13 protein-coding genes are annotated in these 16,107 nt (G+C 36.6%); 10 read left to right on the forward strand and 3 right to left on the reverse strand.

The features are described 5' to 3' along the window. Positions 1-75 precede the first annotated feature (75 nt). The 6 genes from dapB to G7Y57_RS05360 all read left to right on the forward strand — a co-directional run bounded on the left by dapB (position 76) and on the right by G7Y57_RS05360 (position 6,892). The gene (gene dapB, locus G7Y57_RS05335) at positions 76-792 is read left to right on the forward strand and encodes a 4-hydroxy-tetrahydrodipicolinate reductase (RefSeq protein ID WP_165021160.1); all 717 of its coding nucleotides are present in this window, start codon (positions 76-78) and stop codon (positions 790-792) included. A 73-nt stretch (positions 793-865) separates the two neighbouring features. Then, positions 866-2,356, forward strand: a complete 1,491-nt coding sequence (lepB, locus tag G7Y57_RS05340; protein ID WP_165021161.1) for a signal peptidase I — start codon at positions 866-868, stop codon at positions 2,354-2,356. Between the two features lie 35 nt (positions 2,357-2,391). After that, positions 2,392-3,348, forward strand: a complete 957-nt coding sequence (gene lepB, locus G7Y57_RS05345) for a signal peptidase I (RefSeq protein WP_255491345.1) — start codon at positions 2,392-2,394, stop codon at positions 3,346-3,348. A gap of 10 nt (positions 3,349-3,358) precedes the next feature. Continuing rightward, positions 3,359-4,006 (forward strand): WbqC family protein, encoded by a 648-nt coding sequence (locus G7Y57_RS05350; protein WP_165021163.1) that lies wholly within the window; start codon positions 3,359-3,361, stop codon positions 4,004-4,006. A 70-nt stretch (positions 4,007-4,076) separates the two neighbouring features. Then, positions 4,077-6,035: an Ig-like domain-containing domain gene (locus G7Y57_RS05355; protein WP_165021164.1), complete on the forward strand. Its 1,959-nt coding sequence runs from the start codon at positions 4,077-4,079 to the stop codon at positions 6,033-6,035. A 29-nt stretch (positions 6,036-6,064) separates the two neighbouring features. Further along, a complete protein-coding gene (locus G7Y57_RS05360) occupies positions 6,065-6,892 on the forward strand; it encodes a DUF3108 domain-containing protein (RefSeq protein WP_165021165.1) in 828 nt (275 codons plus the stop codon). A 61-nt stretch (positions 6,893-6,953) separates the two neighbouring features. On the opposite strand, the gene G7Y57_RS05365 is transcribed toward G7Y57_RS05360, so the two are convergent. Genes G7Y57_RS05365 through G7Y57_RS05375 form a run of 3 tightly spaced genes read right to left on the reverse strand, consistent with a single transcriptional unit; the run spans position 6,954 to position 9,700 of the window. Next, positions 6,954-8,087 (reverse strand): endonuclease/exonuclease/phosphatase family protein, encoded by a 1,134-nt coding sequence (locus G7Y57_RS05365; protein ID WP_165021166.1) that lies wholly within the window; start codon positions 8,085-8,087, stop codon positions 6,954-6,956. Beyond that, positions 8,071-8,955, reverse strand: a complete 885-nt coding sequence (locus G7Y57_RS05370) for a rhomboid family intramembrane serine protease (protein WP_165021167.1) — start codon at positions 8,953-8,955, stop codon at positions 8,071-8,073. Before G7Y57_RS05370 ends, G7Y57_RS05365 begins: the two co-directional genes overlap by 17 nt. Then, positions 8,939-9,700, reverse strand: coding sequence for a rhomboid family intramembrane serine protease (locus tag G7Y57_RS05375; protein WP_165021168.1), 762 nt, complete (start codon positions 9,698-9,700; stop codon positions 8,939-8,941). The genes G7Y57_RS05370 and G7Y57_RS05375 overlap by 17 nt, the downstream gene beginning before the upstream one ends. Before the next feature lie 233 nt (positions 9,701-9,933). Here G7Y57_RS05375 and G7Y57_RS05380 point away from each other — a divergent pair, with 233 nt between their 5' ends. From G7Y57_RS05380 to G7Y57_RS05395, 4 genes are all read left to right on the forward strand, one after another. Then, the gene (locus G7Y57_RS05380; protein WP_165021169.1) at positions 9,934-10,200 is read left to right on the forward strand and encodes an HU family DNA-binding protein; all 267 of its coding nucleotides are present in this window, start codon (positions 9,934-9,936) and stop codon (positions 10,198-10,200) included. Positions 10,201-10,361: 161 nt separating this feature from the next. Further along, positions 10,362-12,155: an arginine--tRNA ligase gene (gene argS / locus G7Y57_RS05385; protein ID WP_165021170.1), complete on the forward strand. Its 1,794-nt coding sequence runs from the start codon at positions 10,362-10,364 to the stop codon at positions 12,153-12,155. Between the two features lie 162 nt (positions 12,156-12,317). Further along, entirely contained in the window at positions 12,318-14,579 is a 2,262-nt protein-coding gene (locus G7Y57_RS05390; protein ID WP_165021171.1) for a TonB-dependent receptor, read from the forward strand. A gap of 33 nt (positions 14,580-14,612) precedes the next feature. Next, complete coding sequence (locus G7Y57_RS05395) at positions 14,613-15,800, forward strand: class I SAM-dependent rRNA methyltransferase (protein WP_165021172.1); 1,188 nt, start codon at positions 14,613-14,615, stop codon at positions 15,798-15,800. Positions 15,801-16,107: the final 307 nt, after the last annotated feature.

Here is a 16,107-nt window from a genome sequence, read left to right on the forward strand (position 1 = left end):
AGGTACTATCTATTCTAAAAAAGATAAGTTTTTATGTATATTTGCACTGTTTAGAAATATAAATTTTATGTCAAGATGAAAATAGCACTTATTGGGTACGGAAAGATGGGTCACGAGATTGAAAAAATTGCAATCGAAAGAGGTCATACAATTGTTTCGATAATAGATATGGGTAATGTAGCGGACTTCGATTCTCCTGCTTTCAAAAGTGCGGATGTAGCGATCGAATTTTCTACGCCTGATACAGCTGTAGATAATTATAGAAAATGTTTTGCGGCTAATGTTCCTGTAGTAGCAGGTACGACCGGCTGGCTCGAGCATCTTGAGGAAATGAAAAAAGCTTGTGCAGAAGATGGTAAAACATTTTTCTACGCATCGAATTATAGTTTGGGTGTAAATATATTTTTTGCTGTGAATAAATATCTGGCTAAAATAATGAACCGATATCCTGATTATGATGTTAGAATGGAGGAAACGCATCACATTCATAAACTGGATGCACCTAGTGGTACTGCTATTACTTTGGCTGAAGGAATAATCGAAAACTTCGATAGAAAAGACAGATGGAATCTTGAGGTGGAAGAAAAACCAACGGATATATCTATTCATTGTATGAGAGAGGGTGAAGTTCCTGGTATACATACCGTTATATATGAATCGGAGGCTGATGTAATAACTATTGAGCACGATTCTAAAAACCGTAAGGGGCTTGCTTTGGGAGCAGTTTTAGCAGCCGAATTTACAAATGGTAAGAAAGGATTTCTTGGTATGAAAGATATGTTTAATTTCTAAAATATTAGATATCTTAATATTATATTGTTAATCAGATGTATAGTGTTAATATATTCTTTACTTAATATAAAATATGGAAAATAAACTGCCTAATAAAGACGAAAAAAGAGATAAACAGAAACCGGGTATGCGACAATGGGTATATGGTATTCTGGCAAGTGTACTTTGTATACTATTTGTTATCTGGACGGGCTATTATATTGTACTACTTCTGATACCGGTTTTTATCGATATTTACATTACTAAATTTATCCCTTGGGCTAGTTGGAAGAATGTGAAGAATCCGAGGTTACGAAGCATACTTGAGTGGGTAGATGCTATTGTGTTCGCTTTGGTAGGTGTTTATTTTATCAATACGTTCTTTTTTCAAAACTATCAGATTCCCTCTTCATCACTGGAGAAATCGTTGTTAGTTGGAGATTTTCTTTGTGTAAGTAAACTTAGCTACGGATCGCGTTCTCCGATGACTCCGTTCTCTTTACCTTTGATGCAGCATACAATCCCTTTCTTCGATGTTAAATCTTACTTGGAAAAACCTCAGGTCGATTATCAACGTTTTTCGGGAGGTAGGGCTATAGAGCATGACGATATTGTAGTATTCAACTACCCGTCGGGTGATACTGTTGCTTTGAACAGGCAGAACGAAGATTATTATACGATCTGTAAGGAAGAAGGACGTGCTAATATTTGGGCTAATAAAGCAAAGAATGGAAATATTGTTTATCGTCCTATAGACAGACGCGAAAACTATGTGAAACGCGCTATTGGTCTACCGGGAGAAACATTCGAATTGCGTAATGATACAGTATTTATTGATGGCAAAGTACAAAAAGAGCCTGAAAATATGCAGTTATTGTATTGTGTGCAAACTGATGGGACAATGATTGCACCTGCTATTTTTGACGAATTAGGTATTAGCAATGAAGATCGGGCAATGATAATTCCCGAAAATATAGCTACGCTTGATAGTACATATGCTGTTAAATTAGGATTGAAAAGAGAGAACGGTAATTCAGGGCTTCTTTATCCGAATGTACCTTTGACTAAAGAAATGATTGATAAACTGAAAACTCGTTCTTTTATCTGGTCTGTAGTTAAACGTAACGAATATCTTAAGCGTAGAGGTGCTATCGAAGGACATATATATACTCAGCCGCCATTATATCCTGTATCGTACGATCGGGATATCGAATATGGAGACTACCCTTCGACATGGATTCCTAAACGCGGCGAAACTATCAAGTTCGACAAAGATGTAGATTACAAAGTTGCGCTTTATGAGCGTTGTATCAAAAATTACGAGCTTAATGATTTTGACTATCGCGATGGAAAAGTATATATCAATGGCAAGCAAGCCGATTCTTATACTTTCAAGTTCGATTATTATTTCATGATGGGCGATAATCGTGATAAATCGGCAGATTCACGTATGTGGGGATTTGTTCCTGAAGATCATATTGTGGGTAAACCTTTGTTTATATGGCTTTCATTAGATAAAGATAAAGGTTGGTTTAGTGGTAAGATACGTTGGAGCAGGCTATTCACATCGGGAAATAAGAAATAATGTCTTCTAATAAGAAAAAGAACATACTCATCTATTTGAGCAAAGCAATATTGATTGCTTTGCTCATTGTTTTTGTGGTACGTTCTTTTTTTGTTGAGTCATACACTATCTCATCGACTCAAATGGAGACTGCCCTATTGAAAGGAGACGAAGTTCTGGTCAATAAAACTGCTTATGGCATACGCCTTCCCATGACCATTTTTAGCGTTCCTTTTACGTTCGACAGCCTGTTTGGTCTAAAATCTTATTCAACGGCGCTAGAGGCTCCGTACTACCGAATTTTCGATGCTTATCTTAAGCCCAATGATATCATTCTATTTAATAATCCGTTGGAATCGGATAAACCGATCGATAAGCGAGCATTATTAGTTAGTCGTTGTGTGGCTCTGCCGGGCGATACGTTGGAAATGAAAAATGGAGTATTGTTTATTAATAACATGAGCTATATTCTTTCGCCCGATGTCGTGAATGAGTATATATTCAATATTTCGATTCAGAAAGATATAGAAGAGGTCTTACAAGAGCAGAATATTTCTATCCGTAATTATAAATTGTCGGGTGATACTGCCTCGATTGAATTAAATAAGTACGAAGCATTCATTGTCAATCAGAATTTACGTGACTCTCTCAATATAGCTGTTTCGGGTGTTCATTACAACGAGAGCTATAAAATGGCTGTTCCGGCTAAGGGCATGGAAATAGATTTAACAGCATTCAATCTGTCCGCATATAAACAAACTATATTGCAGGAGCAGGGTAGCAAGGCCCGTTTCAACAATGATAAACTGATTATTGATGGTAAAGAACAGGCGCGCTACATATTCGAGGATGATTATTATTGGATGTTATCTGACAATAGCTCACATTCAATAGATTCCCGTTCACTCGGGTTTATTCCTTTTAGTCATGTAATAGGCGAAGTAACTTATGTATGGTATCATTCCGATAATGCGAATATATCGGAAGACCGCCGTTTTTCGGCAGTTAAATAATGAATCGATAATGGACATTTACTTATCATCAGCCTATCTGGCTCCGGTGCAATATTATGCTAAGTTTGTAAATAGCAACCGCATTTTTATCGAGCAAAACGATAATTATGTAAAACAAACTTATCGTAATCGCTGCATCATTATGGCAGCAAACGGACCTATGCCATTGTCTGTACCTGTGGTACATTCCTCTCTCGATAAGATAGCAATGAAAGATATTCGAATCGCCGAGCATGGGAATTGGCAGCATATACATTGGAATGCAATAATCTCGGCATATAATTCGACTCCATTCTTCGAATATTATCAGGATGATTTCTATCCGTTTTATCATAAAAAATATTCATTTCTATTCGATTTTAACGAAGAATTGCGAATAATGATTCTTAAATTACTGAATATAGATTCTCCTATAGTAGCTTATACAAGTGAGTATAAAATGGATTTTGCTGCAAGTGAGATAGACTTGCGTGAAGTAATTCACCCTAAGAAAGATTGGAAGATTGTAGATTCGGCTTTCAAGCCAGAGCCTTATTATCAGGTATTTGATCAGAAGTTTGGCTTTAAGGACAATATGAGTATTATTGACTTGTTGTTTAATATGGGCAATGATAGTTTAATTGTATTGAATAAATCAGGCAGATGTACAGAGAGTTAACCTATTTTATAGGCTATACAGTTTATTTGTATATAAAACATTGTATTTTTGCGTAAATTAAAATCAGCGAATGAAACATTCTGTGAAAAAATATGCAAGTTTATTGATCGTGTCGGGCCTATTAGCCGGATTAGTAACTGCATGTGCCAATATGGCTTCACCATCAGGTGGTGCATACGATTTCGATCCACCCAAAGTGGTAAGAACATCACCGGCTATCAATGCTATTAATGTAAAAGATGGGAAAGTTGTTATTGAGTTTGACGAGAATGTCGTTTTAGTAAAACCATCAGAGAAAATTATTATAACTCCTCCGCAAAAAGCATTTCCTATTATTCAGGCAGTGAACAGGAGAGTCAGTGTAACCCTGAAGGATACATTGACGGAGAATACAACTTATACAATTGATTTTACAGATGCCATCACGGATAATAATGAAGGCAATGCATTCGAGAATTTTTCATTTTCATTCTCGACGGGCGATTATGTAGATACACTGGCTGTTTCGGGTAAGGTACTTACCGCTGATAATCTAGAACCGGTGAAAGGTATGTATGTAGGTCTGCACTCTAATTTGTCAGATACAGCATTTACTCATACAAAGTTTTTACGTATATCGCGTACCAATGATTTTGGATTATTCACTATACGGGGTGTTGCTCCCGGTACTTATAATATATATGCTTTAGATGATGCCAATAGAGATTATATGTATGATAATCCGGGCGAAGCTATTGCATTTATGGATGCTACTTTAGAGCCTTCTGTCACTCGTGCTACCCGTACAGATACGACTTCGTTTGTAATCGGAGATCATGAGATCGATTCCATAAAAACAATAGAATACACGCGTTTTTTACCGGATGATATTGTTTTAAGATCATTTAATTCGGGTTTTAAACGTCAGTATTTGCAAAAATATGAGCGCACAGCAAAGCACATAGCTCTTTATTTTGGTGCCCCGACTCCTATGCCGAAGATAGAATTCTTGAATTTTGATGCGGATAACGATTGGGCAATCCTTGAAAAAACGGCAGCTAACGATACACTGATTTATTGGCTGAAAGATCCTAAAATGACGGTTATTGATACACTTTCGGCTAAAATTTCCTATATGAAGACCGATTCATTAAATCAGTCTGTTCCGACAACCGATACGTTGAAACTTATAGATAGAACTCGTCCTAAGGAGAAGAAAAAAGATAATAAGAAAAAAGAAGAGGAGGAAGAAATTCCTATCACATTTATCGATTTGAAGAGTGATGCTGCATCTTCGTGGGATGTTTATAAGAATATAACATTCGAATTTAACGAACCGATTATTGGTAAATTGGAAGATAAAATAAAATTTGAGCATCTTATAGATACTACATTCGTTGTTTCGGATTTCCAAATATTGGAAGATTCCCTCAATCCGCGGAAATTCACATTAAAACGCAAATGGGAATATGGCCACGAGTATCGGATTTCGATCGATTCAGCCTCTATTTACAGTATATACGGAATATGGAACAATAAGTATGAGCAGAAACTTAAAATAAAAGACGCCGACCAATATGGCAGTCTAGCCGTAACTCTTCATGGATTACAGGATAGTGTACCAGCTTTTGTTCAACTCCTCGACAAATCGGATAAACCTTTACGTCAGGCTCGTGTTATAGACAATATAGCTGTGTTTAAGAATCTCAATCCGGATAAGTATTATGCGCGTGTCGTGGTTGATACAAATGGTAACGGTAAATGGGATACAGGTGATTATTTCAAAAACTTACAGCCTGAGATGGTTTATTATTTTGATAAATATTGGGATGTGAAGGCTAACTGGGAAGTAGAAGAAGACTGGACGATAAATGATCTTCCGTTGGATAAACAAAAACCGTTAGAAATAACGAAGAATAAGCCTCAGGAGAAAGCTTCGAAACAAAAAGAAATGGAGCAAAAAGATCAAAAAGCTCAGCAGCAGCGTCAAAGGGTGAATAGCACGAATAATACACAGAATACGCAAACGGGAGTGAATAGGAACAGGTAGATTTTATTTACTATAAATGTTGACTAATTATGATAAAAAAAACGATAAAAGTAATATTTACGCTATTTATACTCTTTAGTAGTATACAAGCAAATGGACAATGTAAGATCGAAAATAAATACTTCCAGGCAGGGGAAGATCTGAATTATGATCTTTATTTCAAGTATGGGATTATTTATACGAAAGCAGGGAAATCTTCTTTGAGGACTGTCTCCGAAAAGTATAATGGCAAGGATGCATATAAAATGTCTTTATTGGCCGAATCTACTGGTGCAGCGAAATCTGTTTTCACTCTGAATGATACGTTATCATCCTACATGACGAAAGATCTGATTCCTCTGGCTTTCACCAAAGATGCGCATGAAGGTAAGGAATACACAAAAGAAAACATTACTTATACGTATGGCAAGGGAGGTAATGTAACGATCCGTACCAAGCGTGTGAAAAATGGAGAGCCACGTTTTGACGAAACTCTATCTAGTCCCAACTGTGTGTACGATATGATTAGTGTAGTCTTTTATGCACGTACGCTTGACTATTCGAAGATGAAACAAGGGGACGAGGCTGCTGTTGAATTTATGGCAGGGAAAAAGAAGGTTTATATGGTTATTGAGCATCAGGGAACAGAAATAATAAAGGGAAATGATGATAAGAAGTATGATTGCATCAAGTTGGTGCTGAGCATGAGTAATGGTAACAAGCTGGCTTTCGAGGATAAGGAAGAGGCAATGAGGGTATACATTACGAACGATAATAACAGAATGCCTGTAAGATTGGATTCGAAATTGAAAGTCGGTTCTACCCGGGCAATATTAAAAAGCTATTCGGGAAACAGGCATGCAGTAAATACGAAGTAAGTAAGGTTACAGAATACACGCATAATAAAAAAGAGCAGGGTGAAAATCCTGCTCTTTTTTATTATTTAAACTTCAAATATGTCCAGATAGGGTAGTGGTCGGAGTATCCGACTTTGCCTACCGCAGAATTGTATGACTCTATACCCATAGAATGCATTATATAGTCTATTCTAAACCAGAACTTGTTCTCATTGTAGGTTATCCCCTGTCCTAATCCGGTATGGGCAAAAGAGTCGATTAAATCGCCTTTAATCGTGTGGTAGGCATAAGATATAGGAGTGTCATTGAAGTCTCCGCAAACAATGGTTGCGTCGGTTTCCTGCTTATCCATATAAGTACGTATAATATTTGCCTGCTTTTCTCTGATAAGATAGGCTACACCTAGTCTATTCTTAATATTTCGGGTTATTTCGTCAAGCATATCTTTATCTTTCGATCTGAAAAATTTACTGTATAGCTTCTTATCCTCGGCTGTTATTCGATTAGATTCCAGATGATTATTGACAAGGGTAACCATTCTTCCCTTTATCTTTATCTCGTGTATGGCCGACCCGTTATATGTGCTTTCGATAGGAAGTTGTGCCGATTTTTCTATTGGGAATTTCGAATAGCAAGCAATTCCATATTTATAAGAACTATGTGCATTGCCGAGTCTTATGATAGAATGATATGGATAGTCTTTCATTATTTTGTTGAATTCAGCCTCCGATATAATCCCATTTTTTGTTTTCTTCTGTGCTACCACAAATTCTTGTAAACAAATAATGTCGGCATTACTGTTTGTAATATAATCGAATATAGGGTTATTTCGTGCACTGTCGCCAGTTATCCAATTGAAGCCTCGAACATTGTATGAAAGAACTTTAAAACTGCTTTCGGGTATTTCTTTTGTTTTAGAATTAACAGGGAAGTAGGTTGATATGGAATCCCAGCAAAATAATAAAGCAATGAGTTGTACCAATGCCAGCTTCCAACGAAGTAGCACGCTCCATAAAATAAGGTAAGAAACATTGAGTGCTAAAATAAAAGGAAATCCGAGTCCGAGATATGCTATAAAGGTAACCTTAGAGGGTAGCACTGTCCAAGCAAGAGTGGACAGAATTAATAAGAGTATGGCTAAAATATTAGTCGTGAATATTATATATCTCAGATACTTCCTTATTACTTCTTTATTAAATTTATTTTTTGCTGGCATCGAATAATCGTTTTTTCTCGTCTTTATTTAAACTGCTATATCCTGACGACTTTATTTTGTCCAAAATATGATCTATTTCTTCCGATTGACTCTTGCGGCGTTGATTGTAATTGTAGTCTTCTTCACGAGCTTTGAACTTTACTTTCATTTTTTTAGGAGAGCGTTTTTTGAATAGATTGGCAATCGAATCTATAATACGGCTTATCCAACGGGTAATATCTTTTCCTTTCAGATACTGTTTAGCAAATATATAGCCTAAAATGGCTCCTCCGATATGCGCAACGTGCCCTCCCGGATTCGATTCGTCGCCAAGCAATACGAAATCTATAATCAATATAAAGATAGCGATATATACTATTTTTATTCGCCCAAACAGAAGTAAGCCTACTTCTAGGTTTGGCTTATAGAAAGCTGCTGCGAATATAATGGCTGTAACCGAAGCCGATGCACCTATCATAAATGGATGATTCATCCCTATATAATAAGGGATTGTATTGAATGCTATCATATAAAGTGCAGCTCCTGCTAATCCGCCTAGTATGTAAAGACTTCCCAGGTTCTTGGCATTGAAATAAGTCAGAAATATCTGTCCGAAAGAGAATAGTAATAACATATTAAACAGAATATGCCAAAGTCCTTCGTGTACAAACATATAGGTCAATATAGTCCACGGATGACTTAGAAGCATTCCAGTATCAGACGATACTGCTATGTATTCGAATAATGAGATACTATCGATCTGAAATAGTTTAGTAATCAGATTAACACATGTAAGCACGAGGAATATGAATATATTGATAACTATCAATTGTATCAATATATCTTTTTGCTTGAATCTCAATTTTATGCTATCAATAAAAACGCCCATCTACTTTTGCTTTTTTTCTCCAATACAATAATATAAGAAGTCCCGCTATCAACCCACCTAAGTGGGCAAAGTGTGCCACATTATCTCCCGATCTGTTCGCTACACCAAGTCCCAGTTCTATGAGTCCGTATCCTATTACAAAATATTTTGCTTTGATAGGGAAAGGGAATGGGATAATAAATAATTCGGCATTGGGGAATAACATTCCAAAGGCTAATAGTATTCCAAATACTGCACCGGATGCACCAACTGTCGAGGTATTGATGAGCTTATTTAGACTGGCCATTGCTGGATCTGTATAGTTTTTGCCTATTTCCAAAGCACTTGCACCATTAGCATAAACTTCTGCAATCATTTCGCTCGAAAGTCCCGATTCGATAAAATGAGCTCTCAGGTAGATAACAAATAATTGCGAAAGTCCGGCAAAAATACCTGTCAGCATGTAATAGGTGAAAAACTTTTTAGGCCCCCAAACTGTTTCTAATGTACGACCGAACATAAAGACAGCAAACATATTAAACAGGACATGCGAAAAGTCTGTAGGACTGTGCATGAACATGTAAGTAATAATTTGGTGGGGCATGAAATGGTCGGATGTGACATAATGCAATCCGAGGTATTCAGTTATATCAATACTATTCTTTAATAGTAAGAATTGTGCTAGCCACAAAAGTGCATTAATGATAATGAGATTTCGAGTAACAACGGGTATCGAACTCAAGAATCCGGAGCTGTTTTGATTCATATATTTCTTTGAATTGCTTTGAATGCTACAAAATTAGGTATATTTTTCGTTTTCTTACGCAATAAAGAGTTTGTTTTACATATTTTCTGATTTTCAGTTAGTTTTTCTATTTTTTTTTTATGATTATTAAATAAAACACTTATATTTGAATCCTAGAACTAGATCTAGTTTAGATAAGAACAAAAAAGTATTTAGTTATATATAATGTTTAATTAATTTCATTCCGTTTAATTATGAACAAGACAGAACTTATAAATGCGATCGCTGACAAATCAGGATTAAGCAAAGTAGATTCTAAGAAAGCTCTAGAAGCTTTTATTGAATCAGTAACAGAAGAAGTAAAAAAAGGTGGTAAAATCGCGCTAGTTGGATTTGGTACATTCTCTGTAACAGAAAAAGCTGCAAGAAAAGGTATCAACCCAAGAACTAAGGAAGTTATTAACATTCCTGCAAAGAAAACAGTTAAGTTTAAAGCTGGCTCTGATTTGGCTGCGCTATAATTTAGCATATAAGACTCAAAAGAGGCAGGAAAGATTTTTATCTTTTCTGCTTTTCTTTTTTATTCCGATCTATTTTTATTTTAAGTATGAAGAACTTATAGGTTCTTTTTTATAATTTTGCGGACTCAAAATATAACTATCAAATAATCTACTAACGAGATATGAAGATTGAAAACAATTTGCAGGCGGTAGTCATCAAGGCTATAGACACGCTTTATGGGCAAACCGTTTCGGCAGACCAAGTACAATTACAGAAAACGAAGAAAGAATTTGAAGGGCATCTTACTCTTGTTGTTTTTCCTTTTTTGAAAATGTCAAAAAAAGGACCTGAACAAACTGCACAGGAAATAGGAGAGTGGCTTGTTGCCAATGCAAGCGAGATTGCATCTTTCAATGTAATAAAAGGTTTCCTTAACCTGACTGTTACAACTGCTTGTTGGATCGACTTGCTTAATGATATAAATTCTACTGTTAATTATGGTATTAAGGCTGTTACTGCCGATGCACCGTTGGTAATGATAGAATATTCTTCACCAAATACGAATAAGCCTTTGCATTTGGGGCATGTGCGTAATAACCTCTTAGGATTTTCATTAGCTGAGGTTCTGACTGCAAATGGTTTCAATGTAGTGAAAACTAATATTGTGAACGATAGGGGTATTCATATCTGTAAATCGATGCTTGCCTGGAAGAAGTGGGGAAATGGGGAAACTCCAGAATCTACCGGTAAAAAGGGCGATCATTTGGTGGGCGATTATTACGTATTATTCGATAAACACTATAAGGCAGAACTTGCAGAGCTGAAAGCTAAAGGCTTATCAGAAAAAGAAGCTGAAGCCAAATCTACGTTGATGGAAGAAGCTCGCGAAATGCTTCGCTCGTGGGAGGCTGGAGATATTGATACCGTTGGTTTATGGGAAACGATGAACTCGTGGGTATATGCAGGTTTTGACGAAACATATAAAAAACTAGGAGTCGATTTTGATAAGATATATTACGAATCACAAACCTATCTTGAAGGTAAAGATACTGTATTGGATGGCTTGAAAAAAGGTGTCTTTTATCAAAAAGAAGACGGATCGGTTTGGGCTGATCTTACTTCCGATGGACTGGATCAAAAACTGCTATTACGTGGTGATGGGACATCCGTTTATATGACTCAGGATATTGGGACAGCTAAACTGCGTTTCGATGATTATCCTATCAAGAAGATGGTATATGTAGTAGGAAATGAGCAGAATTATCACTTCCAGGTTCTATCTATTTTACTTGATAAGTTGGGATTTGAGTTTGGAAAAGGTCTTATTCATTTCTCTTATGGGATGGTTGAATTACCCGAAGGTAAAATGAAATCGCGTGAAGGTACGGTTGTTGATGCAGACGATTTAGTTGATGAAATGGTTAGTACTGCTAAAGAAACCTCAAAAGAACTCGGTAAACTGGACGGATGTACCGAAGAAGAAGCGGACAATATATCTCGTATAGTGGGTCTAGGAGCTTTGAAATATTTTATATTGAAAGTTGATCCTAAGAAAAATATGACGTTCAATCCGAAAGAATCAATCGATTTCAACGGAAATACAGGGCCATTTATCCAATATACACATGCACGTATTAAATCAGTATTACGTAAGGCGGAAGAGCAAGGTATAACTATTCCTCAAGCGCTGCCTATGGATATTGCACTTACAACCAAAGAAGAAAGCTTAGTTCAATTGCTTGCTGATTTTGCTGTTGTTGTAAAACAGGCAGGCGATGAGCATAATCCTGCTTTGATCGCTAATTACATATACGATCTGGTAAAAGAATATAACCAGTTTTATCATGATTACTCTATATTGAAAGAAGAGAATACAGATTTAAAAGCTTTCAGATTGATACTTTCTGATAATGTATCGAGAATCATTAAAAAAGGTATGTCTCTACTTGGCATAGAAGTGCCGGATAGAATGTAAATTCTTATACAATTATAATTTAGAACAGCCATTGAGACAATCAGTGGCTGTTTTTGTTTGTGCTAAGTAAATCACTACATATAGTGATTGTTCAGATTTTCAGAAAAGAGTTCCTTTACAGATGTAATTAAAAAACATCAATAAATCCTATTATTCTGAAAAATGAAGAAATCTATACTTACCTTATTAATTCTTTTCTCTTTTACTGTAGCTCATGCGAATGACCACTTGAGAAAAGATACATTATACACAGAATTAAAAAACGATATTGTAATTCTGTCATCAGCTAAAGAAACTAATAGTCTAAAATCATTACCGGCAGCGGTATCCGTTTTTTCTCCGAAAAATCTGGAAGCTTTGCAAGTTCATTCATTGAAAGACTTAAGCTCATTTGTTCCTAACTATTTTGTTGCCGATTATGGTTCTCGGATGACTGCCCCCGTTTATATCAGAGGAATCGGCGCACGTTCGGGTGCTCAGACTGTGAGTATGTATGTCGATAATATTGCATATTTCAATACTACGTCTTTCGATATTGAATTATTTGATATCCAACGTATCGAAGTGTTGAGGGGTACGCAAGGCACACTTTATGGGCGTAATGCTATGGGTGGTATACTAAACGTGTATACACTATCTCCCCTTAGTTATGAGGGTACAATGCTTAGAGTAGGTGGCGGTAGTTATGGACAACTATCTGCTCATGTATCTAATTACAAGCGTTTGAATAATGATATGGGTATTTCTGTATCAGGTTACTATAAGCAAGACAACGGCTTCTTCAAGAATCTTTATACCGGAAATAAAGTAGATGATATAAAGAATGGCGGAGGTCGTGCCAAATTTGTATGGAATATAACCCCAAGATTATTAGCAAATTATTCACTAAGCCTCGACTTTGTTGATCAAGGAGCTTTCCCTTATGAAGATGTAGACACTCGTGAAATAAATTATAATTCGGAAGGATATTATAAAAGAAATCTAATAACCAATGGTTTGTCGCTAAAATACTCAGGGATTGGCTATGAAGTTAACTCAACAACAGGTTATCAATTTCTGAAAGATGAGATGAATATGGATCAGGATTATACTCCTCTGTCTATATTCCAGATCAATCAACGTCAGAATCAAAATTCATGGAGTCAGGAAATAACGATAAAATCGAATAATCAGTCAAAATATCAGTGGTCGAATGGGGTTTACGGTTTCCATGATAATCTGCGCACGACACCACCTGTATATATGATGGAAGACGGAATACAAATGATATTGCAGTCGCAAATGGATGCTTTGAAAATTCAATTTCCTAATATGCCGGCTATTACATTTACAGACTCTCAAATTGATTTAAAGGGTGTTTACAAGAGTCCGACCTATGGTGCGGCCGTTTTCCATCAATCTACATTTAATGATTTAGGTGTGAAGGGTCTTTCGATGACTTTGGGGCTTCGTCTCGATTATGAAAAAACGAAACTTGATTACAATGCAAGTACTAAAGCTAATTTTACTGTAGGAAACTATCCGGGTTCATTTCTAGCGGATACAGCGATTATTGGTAATGTATCCGACGATTTTCTTGAATTATTACCAAAAGCTCTCTTGAAATATCAGATTAACCCGCAATCGTTTATATATGCATCGGCTTCTCGTGGTTACAAAACAGGAGGACATAATATCCAGATATTCGCAGACTTGCTGCAAGAAGCTTTAGAGGCAAAAATGATGAGCTATATACCCGGTATGGGTGGAAGACCTAATGATGGACCGTCATTAGAAGATCGTATTTCTTTTAAACCCGAATATAGCTGGAATTATGAATTGGGCGGACAAATAGACATTATAGATAATACCCTTTCTACCAATTTTGCCGCTTACTATATTGATGTACAGAATGTGCAAATCACCAAATTCATAAGAAGTGGTGGCGGTCGTATGGTTGCCAACGCAGGAGAGGCAACAAGCAAAGGTTTTGAGTTGGGATTGAAGGCCCGCCCTTGCGATGGTTTCTATTTATATGCTAATTATGGCTTCTCGGATGCTCGTTTCAAAGATTATGAAAATGGAGCGGGGGAAGACTTTTCTAATAATTATATTCCATTTGCCCCACGTTCTACATTTAGTGTAGGAGGGACTATTACTCGAAATGTAAAAAATAGTTCATTGCTAGACAGAGTAACGCTTGATTCTAACTTCGCCGGTATCGGTCGTATTTATTGGAATGAGGCGAACGATATGTCGCAAGGTTTTTATGGAACATTGGATGCACGTGTTGCCTTTGAGAAAAATATCTTGACTCTTGAATTCTGGGGAAAGAACCTTTTGGATCGCGATTATCACACATTTTTGTTTGAGTCGATGAATAATTTTTTCGGACAAAGAGGTAAACCGATGCGATGGGGAGCATCTTTGAAAATAAAGTTGTAATTTTGTTGCTTAAAGTCAATACCTTTTAGGCAAATGAATTATAAGAAAATAATACTTAAACCGAAGAAAGAAGAATCCTTGTTACGTTTTCATCCATGGATCTTCTCGGGTGCGGTACAACGAAAAGACGATAATCTGACCGAAGGTGAGGTTGTCGCTGTATATACGAATAGCAATGAATTCATTGCAGTAGGTCATTATCAGATAGGAAGTATCGAGGTACGTATTCTGTCTTTCGAAGAAGAGGAGATAGATTCCAGATTCTGGCAAAAACGTTTATCCGCTGCCCTTGAGTTGCGTAAATCTATCGGTTTGATTTCACCAACAAACAACTCGTATCGTCTTATTCATGGTGAAGGGGATAGTCTTCCGGGATTAATTGTCGATGTATATGCCGGAACGGCTGTTATTCAGTCACATTCGGTAGGTATGCACGAATCACGTATGGCTATTTGCGATGCTATGCGGGAGGTGATGGGCGATAGTCTGCAAAATATATATTATAAGTCGGAAACTACATTGCCGTTTAAAGCTGATTTAGGAGCCGAAAATGGCTATTTATTCGGTGGAACTAATGTAGAGGAGGTCGCAGAAGAAAATGGTCTTAAATTCTATCCTGATTGGGTGAAAGGGCAAAAGACCGGATTTTTTGTCGATCAACGCGACAATCGTTCATTGTTAGAGAAATATGCGACTGGTCGTTCGGTTCTCAATATGTTTTGCTATACCGGTGGGTTTTCATTCTATGCCTTGCGAGGTGATGCAAAGCTTGTACACTCAGTGGATAGTTCGTCGAAAGCGATTATGCTGACTGATAAAAATGTAGAACTTAATTTCCCCGGAGATAAACGCCATGAGGCGTTTGCTGAAGATGCATTCAAGTATCTGGCAAATATAAATAAGGGCGATTATGATCTGATTATACTTGATCCTCCTGCTTTTGCAAAACACCGTGGAGCGATAAGAAACGCACTGCAAGGTTATAAGCGACTGAATGCCGTGGCTTTTGATAAGGTTGCAAAAGGTGGAATCGTATTTACTTTCTCTTGTTCGCAGGTGATAAGCAAGGATGCTTTCCGTTTAGCAGTATTTAGTGCAGCAGCGCAATCGGGTAGGAGTGTACGTATTCTTCACCAGTTGACTCAGCCGGCAGATCATCCTATTAATATATATCATCCCGAAGGAGAGTATCTGAAAGGATTGGTATTATATGTGGAGTAAGGGTTAGGAATATAATATTCGCCGATAAAATATAAAATCTCGTAACAAGGTTATTTGTTGCGAGATTTGTTTTTCTATACTCTATTTAGTTTAGCAGATAATATGTGGATTTACCCATAATATAGCTAAGGCAAATAAGCGTAATGCACGCCCATGATATAACGTTCAATAATGCGTAATCTTTTTTTGTAAATGATAAATTCATAAGGTTTTAATTATTTAATATTTTCTACTATTTTTCTGTTTTTGTGGCATCTCTATCTATGAAATTGCTGATTACAACTACTATTTTATTAAATTCTCAATA

Source organism: Dysgonomonas sp. ZJ279 (assembly GCF_011039205.1).
Classification (GTDB): domain Bacteria; phylum Bacteroidota; class Bacteroidia; order Bacteroidales; family Dysgonomonadaceae; genus Dysgonomonas.

Excerpts from the sequence above, each read along its gene's own strand:
- argS (WP_165021170.1), top strand. The coding sequence starts at position 10,362 with ATGAAGATTGAAAACAATTTGCAGGCGGTAGTCATCAAGGCTATAGAC.
- G7Y57_RS05355 (WP_165021164.1), top strand. The coding sequence starts at position 4,077 with ATGAAACATTCTGTGAAAAAATATGCAAGTTTATTGATCGTGTCGGGC.
- G7Y57_RS05390 (WP_165021171.1), top strand. The coding sequence starts at position 12,318 with ATGAAGAAATCTATACTTACCTTATTAATTCTTTTCTCTTTTACTGTA.
- G7Y57_RS05375 (WP_165021168.1), bottom strand. The coding sequence starts at position 9,700 with ATGAATCAAAACAGCTCCGGATTCTTGAGTTCGATACCCGTTGTTACT.
- G7Y57_RS05350 (WP_165021163.1), top strand. The coding sequence starts at position 3,359 with ATGGACATTTACTTATCATCAGCCTATCTGGCTCCGGTGCAATATTAT.
- G7Y57_RS05360 (WP_165021165.1), top strand. The coding sequence starts at position 6,065 with ATGATAAAAAAAACGATAAAAGTAATATTTACGCTATTTATACTCTTT.
- G7Y57_RS05380 (WP_165021169.1), top strand. The coding sequence starts at position 9,934 with ATGAACAAGACAGAACTTATAAATGCGATCGCTGACAAATCAGGATTA.
- G7Y57_RS05395 (WP_165021172.1), top strand. The coding sequence starts at position 14,613 with ATGAATTATAAGAAAATAATACTTAAACCGAAGAAAGAAGAATCCTTG.
- G7Y57_RS05370 (WP_165021167.1), bottom strand. The coding sequence starts at position 8,955 with ATGGGCGTTTTTATTGATAGCATAAAATTGAGATTCAAGCAAAAAGAT.
- dapB (WP_165021160.1), top strand. The coding sequence starts at position 76 with ATGAAAATAGCACTTATTGGGTACGGAAAGATGGGTCACGAGATTGAA.
- G7Y57_RS05365 (WP_165021166.1), bottom strand. The coding sequence starts at position 8,087 with ATGCCAGCAAAAAATAAATTTAATAAAGAAGTAATAAGGAAGTATCTG.
- lepB (WP_165021161.1), top strand. The coding sequence starts at position 866 with ATGGAAAATAAACTGCCTAATAAAGACGAAAAAAGAGATAAACAGAAA.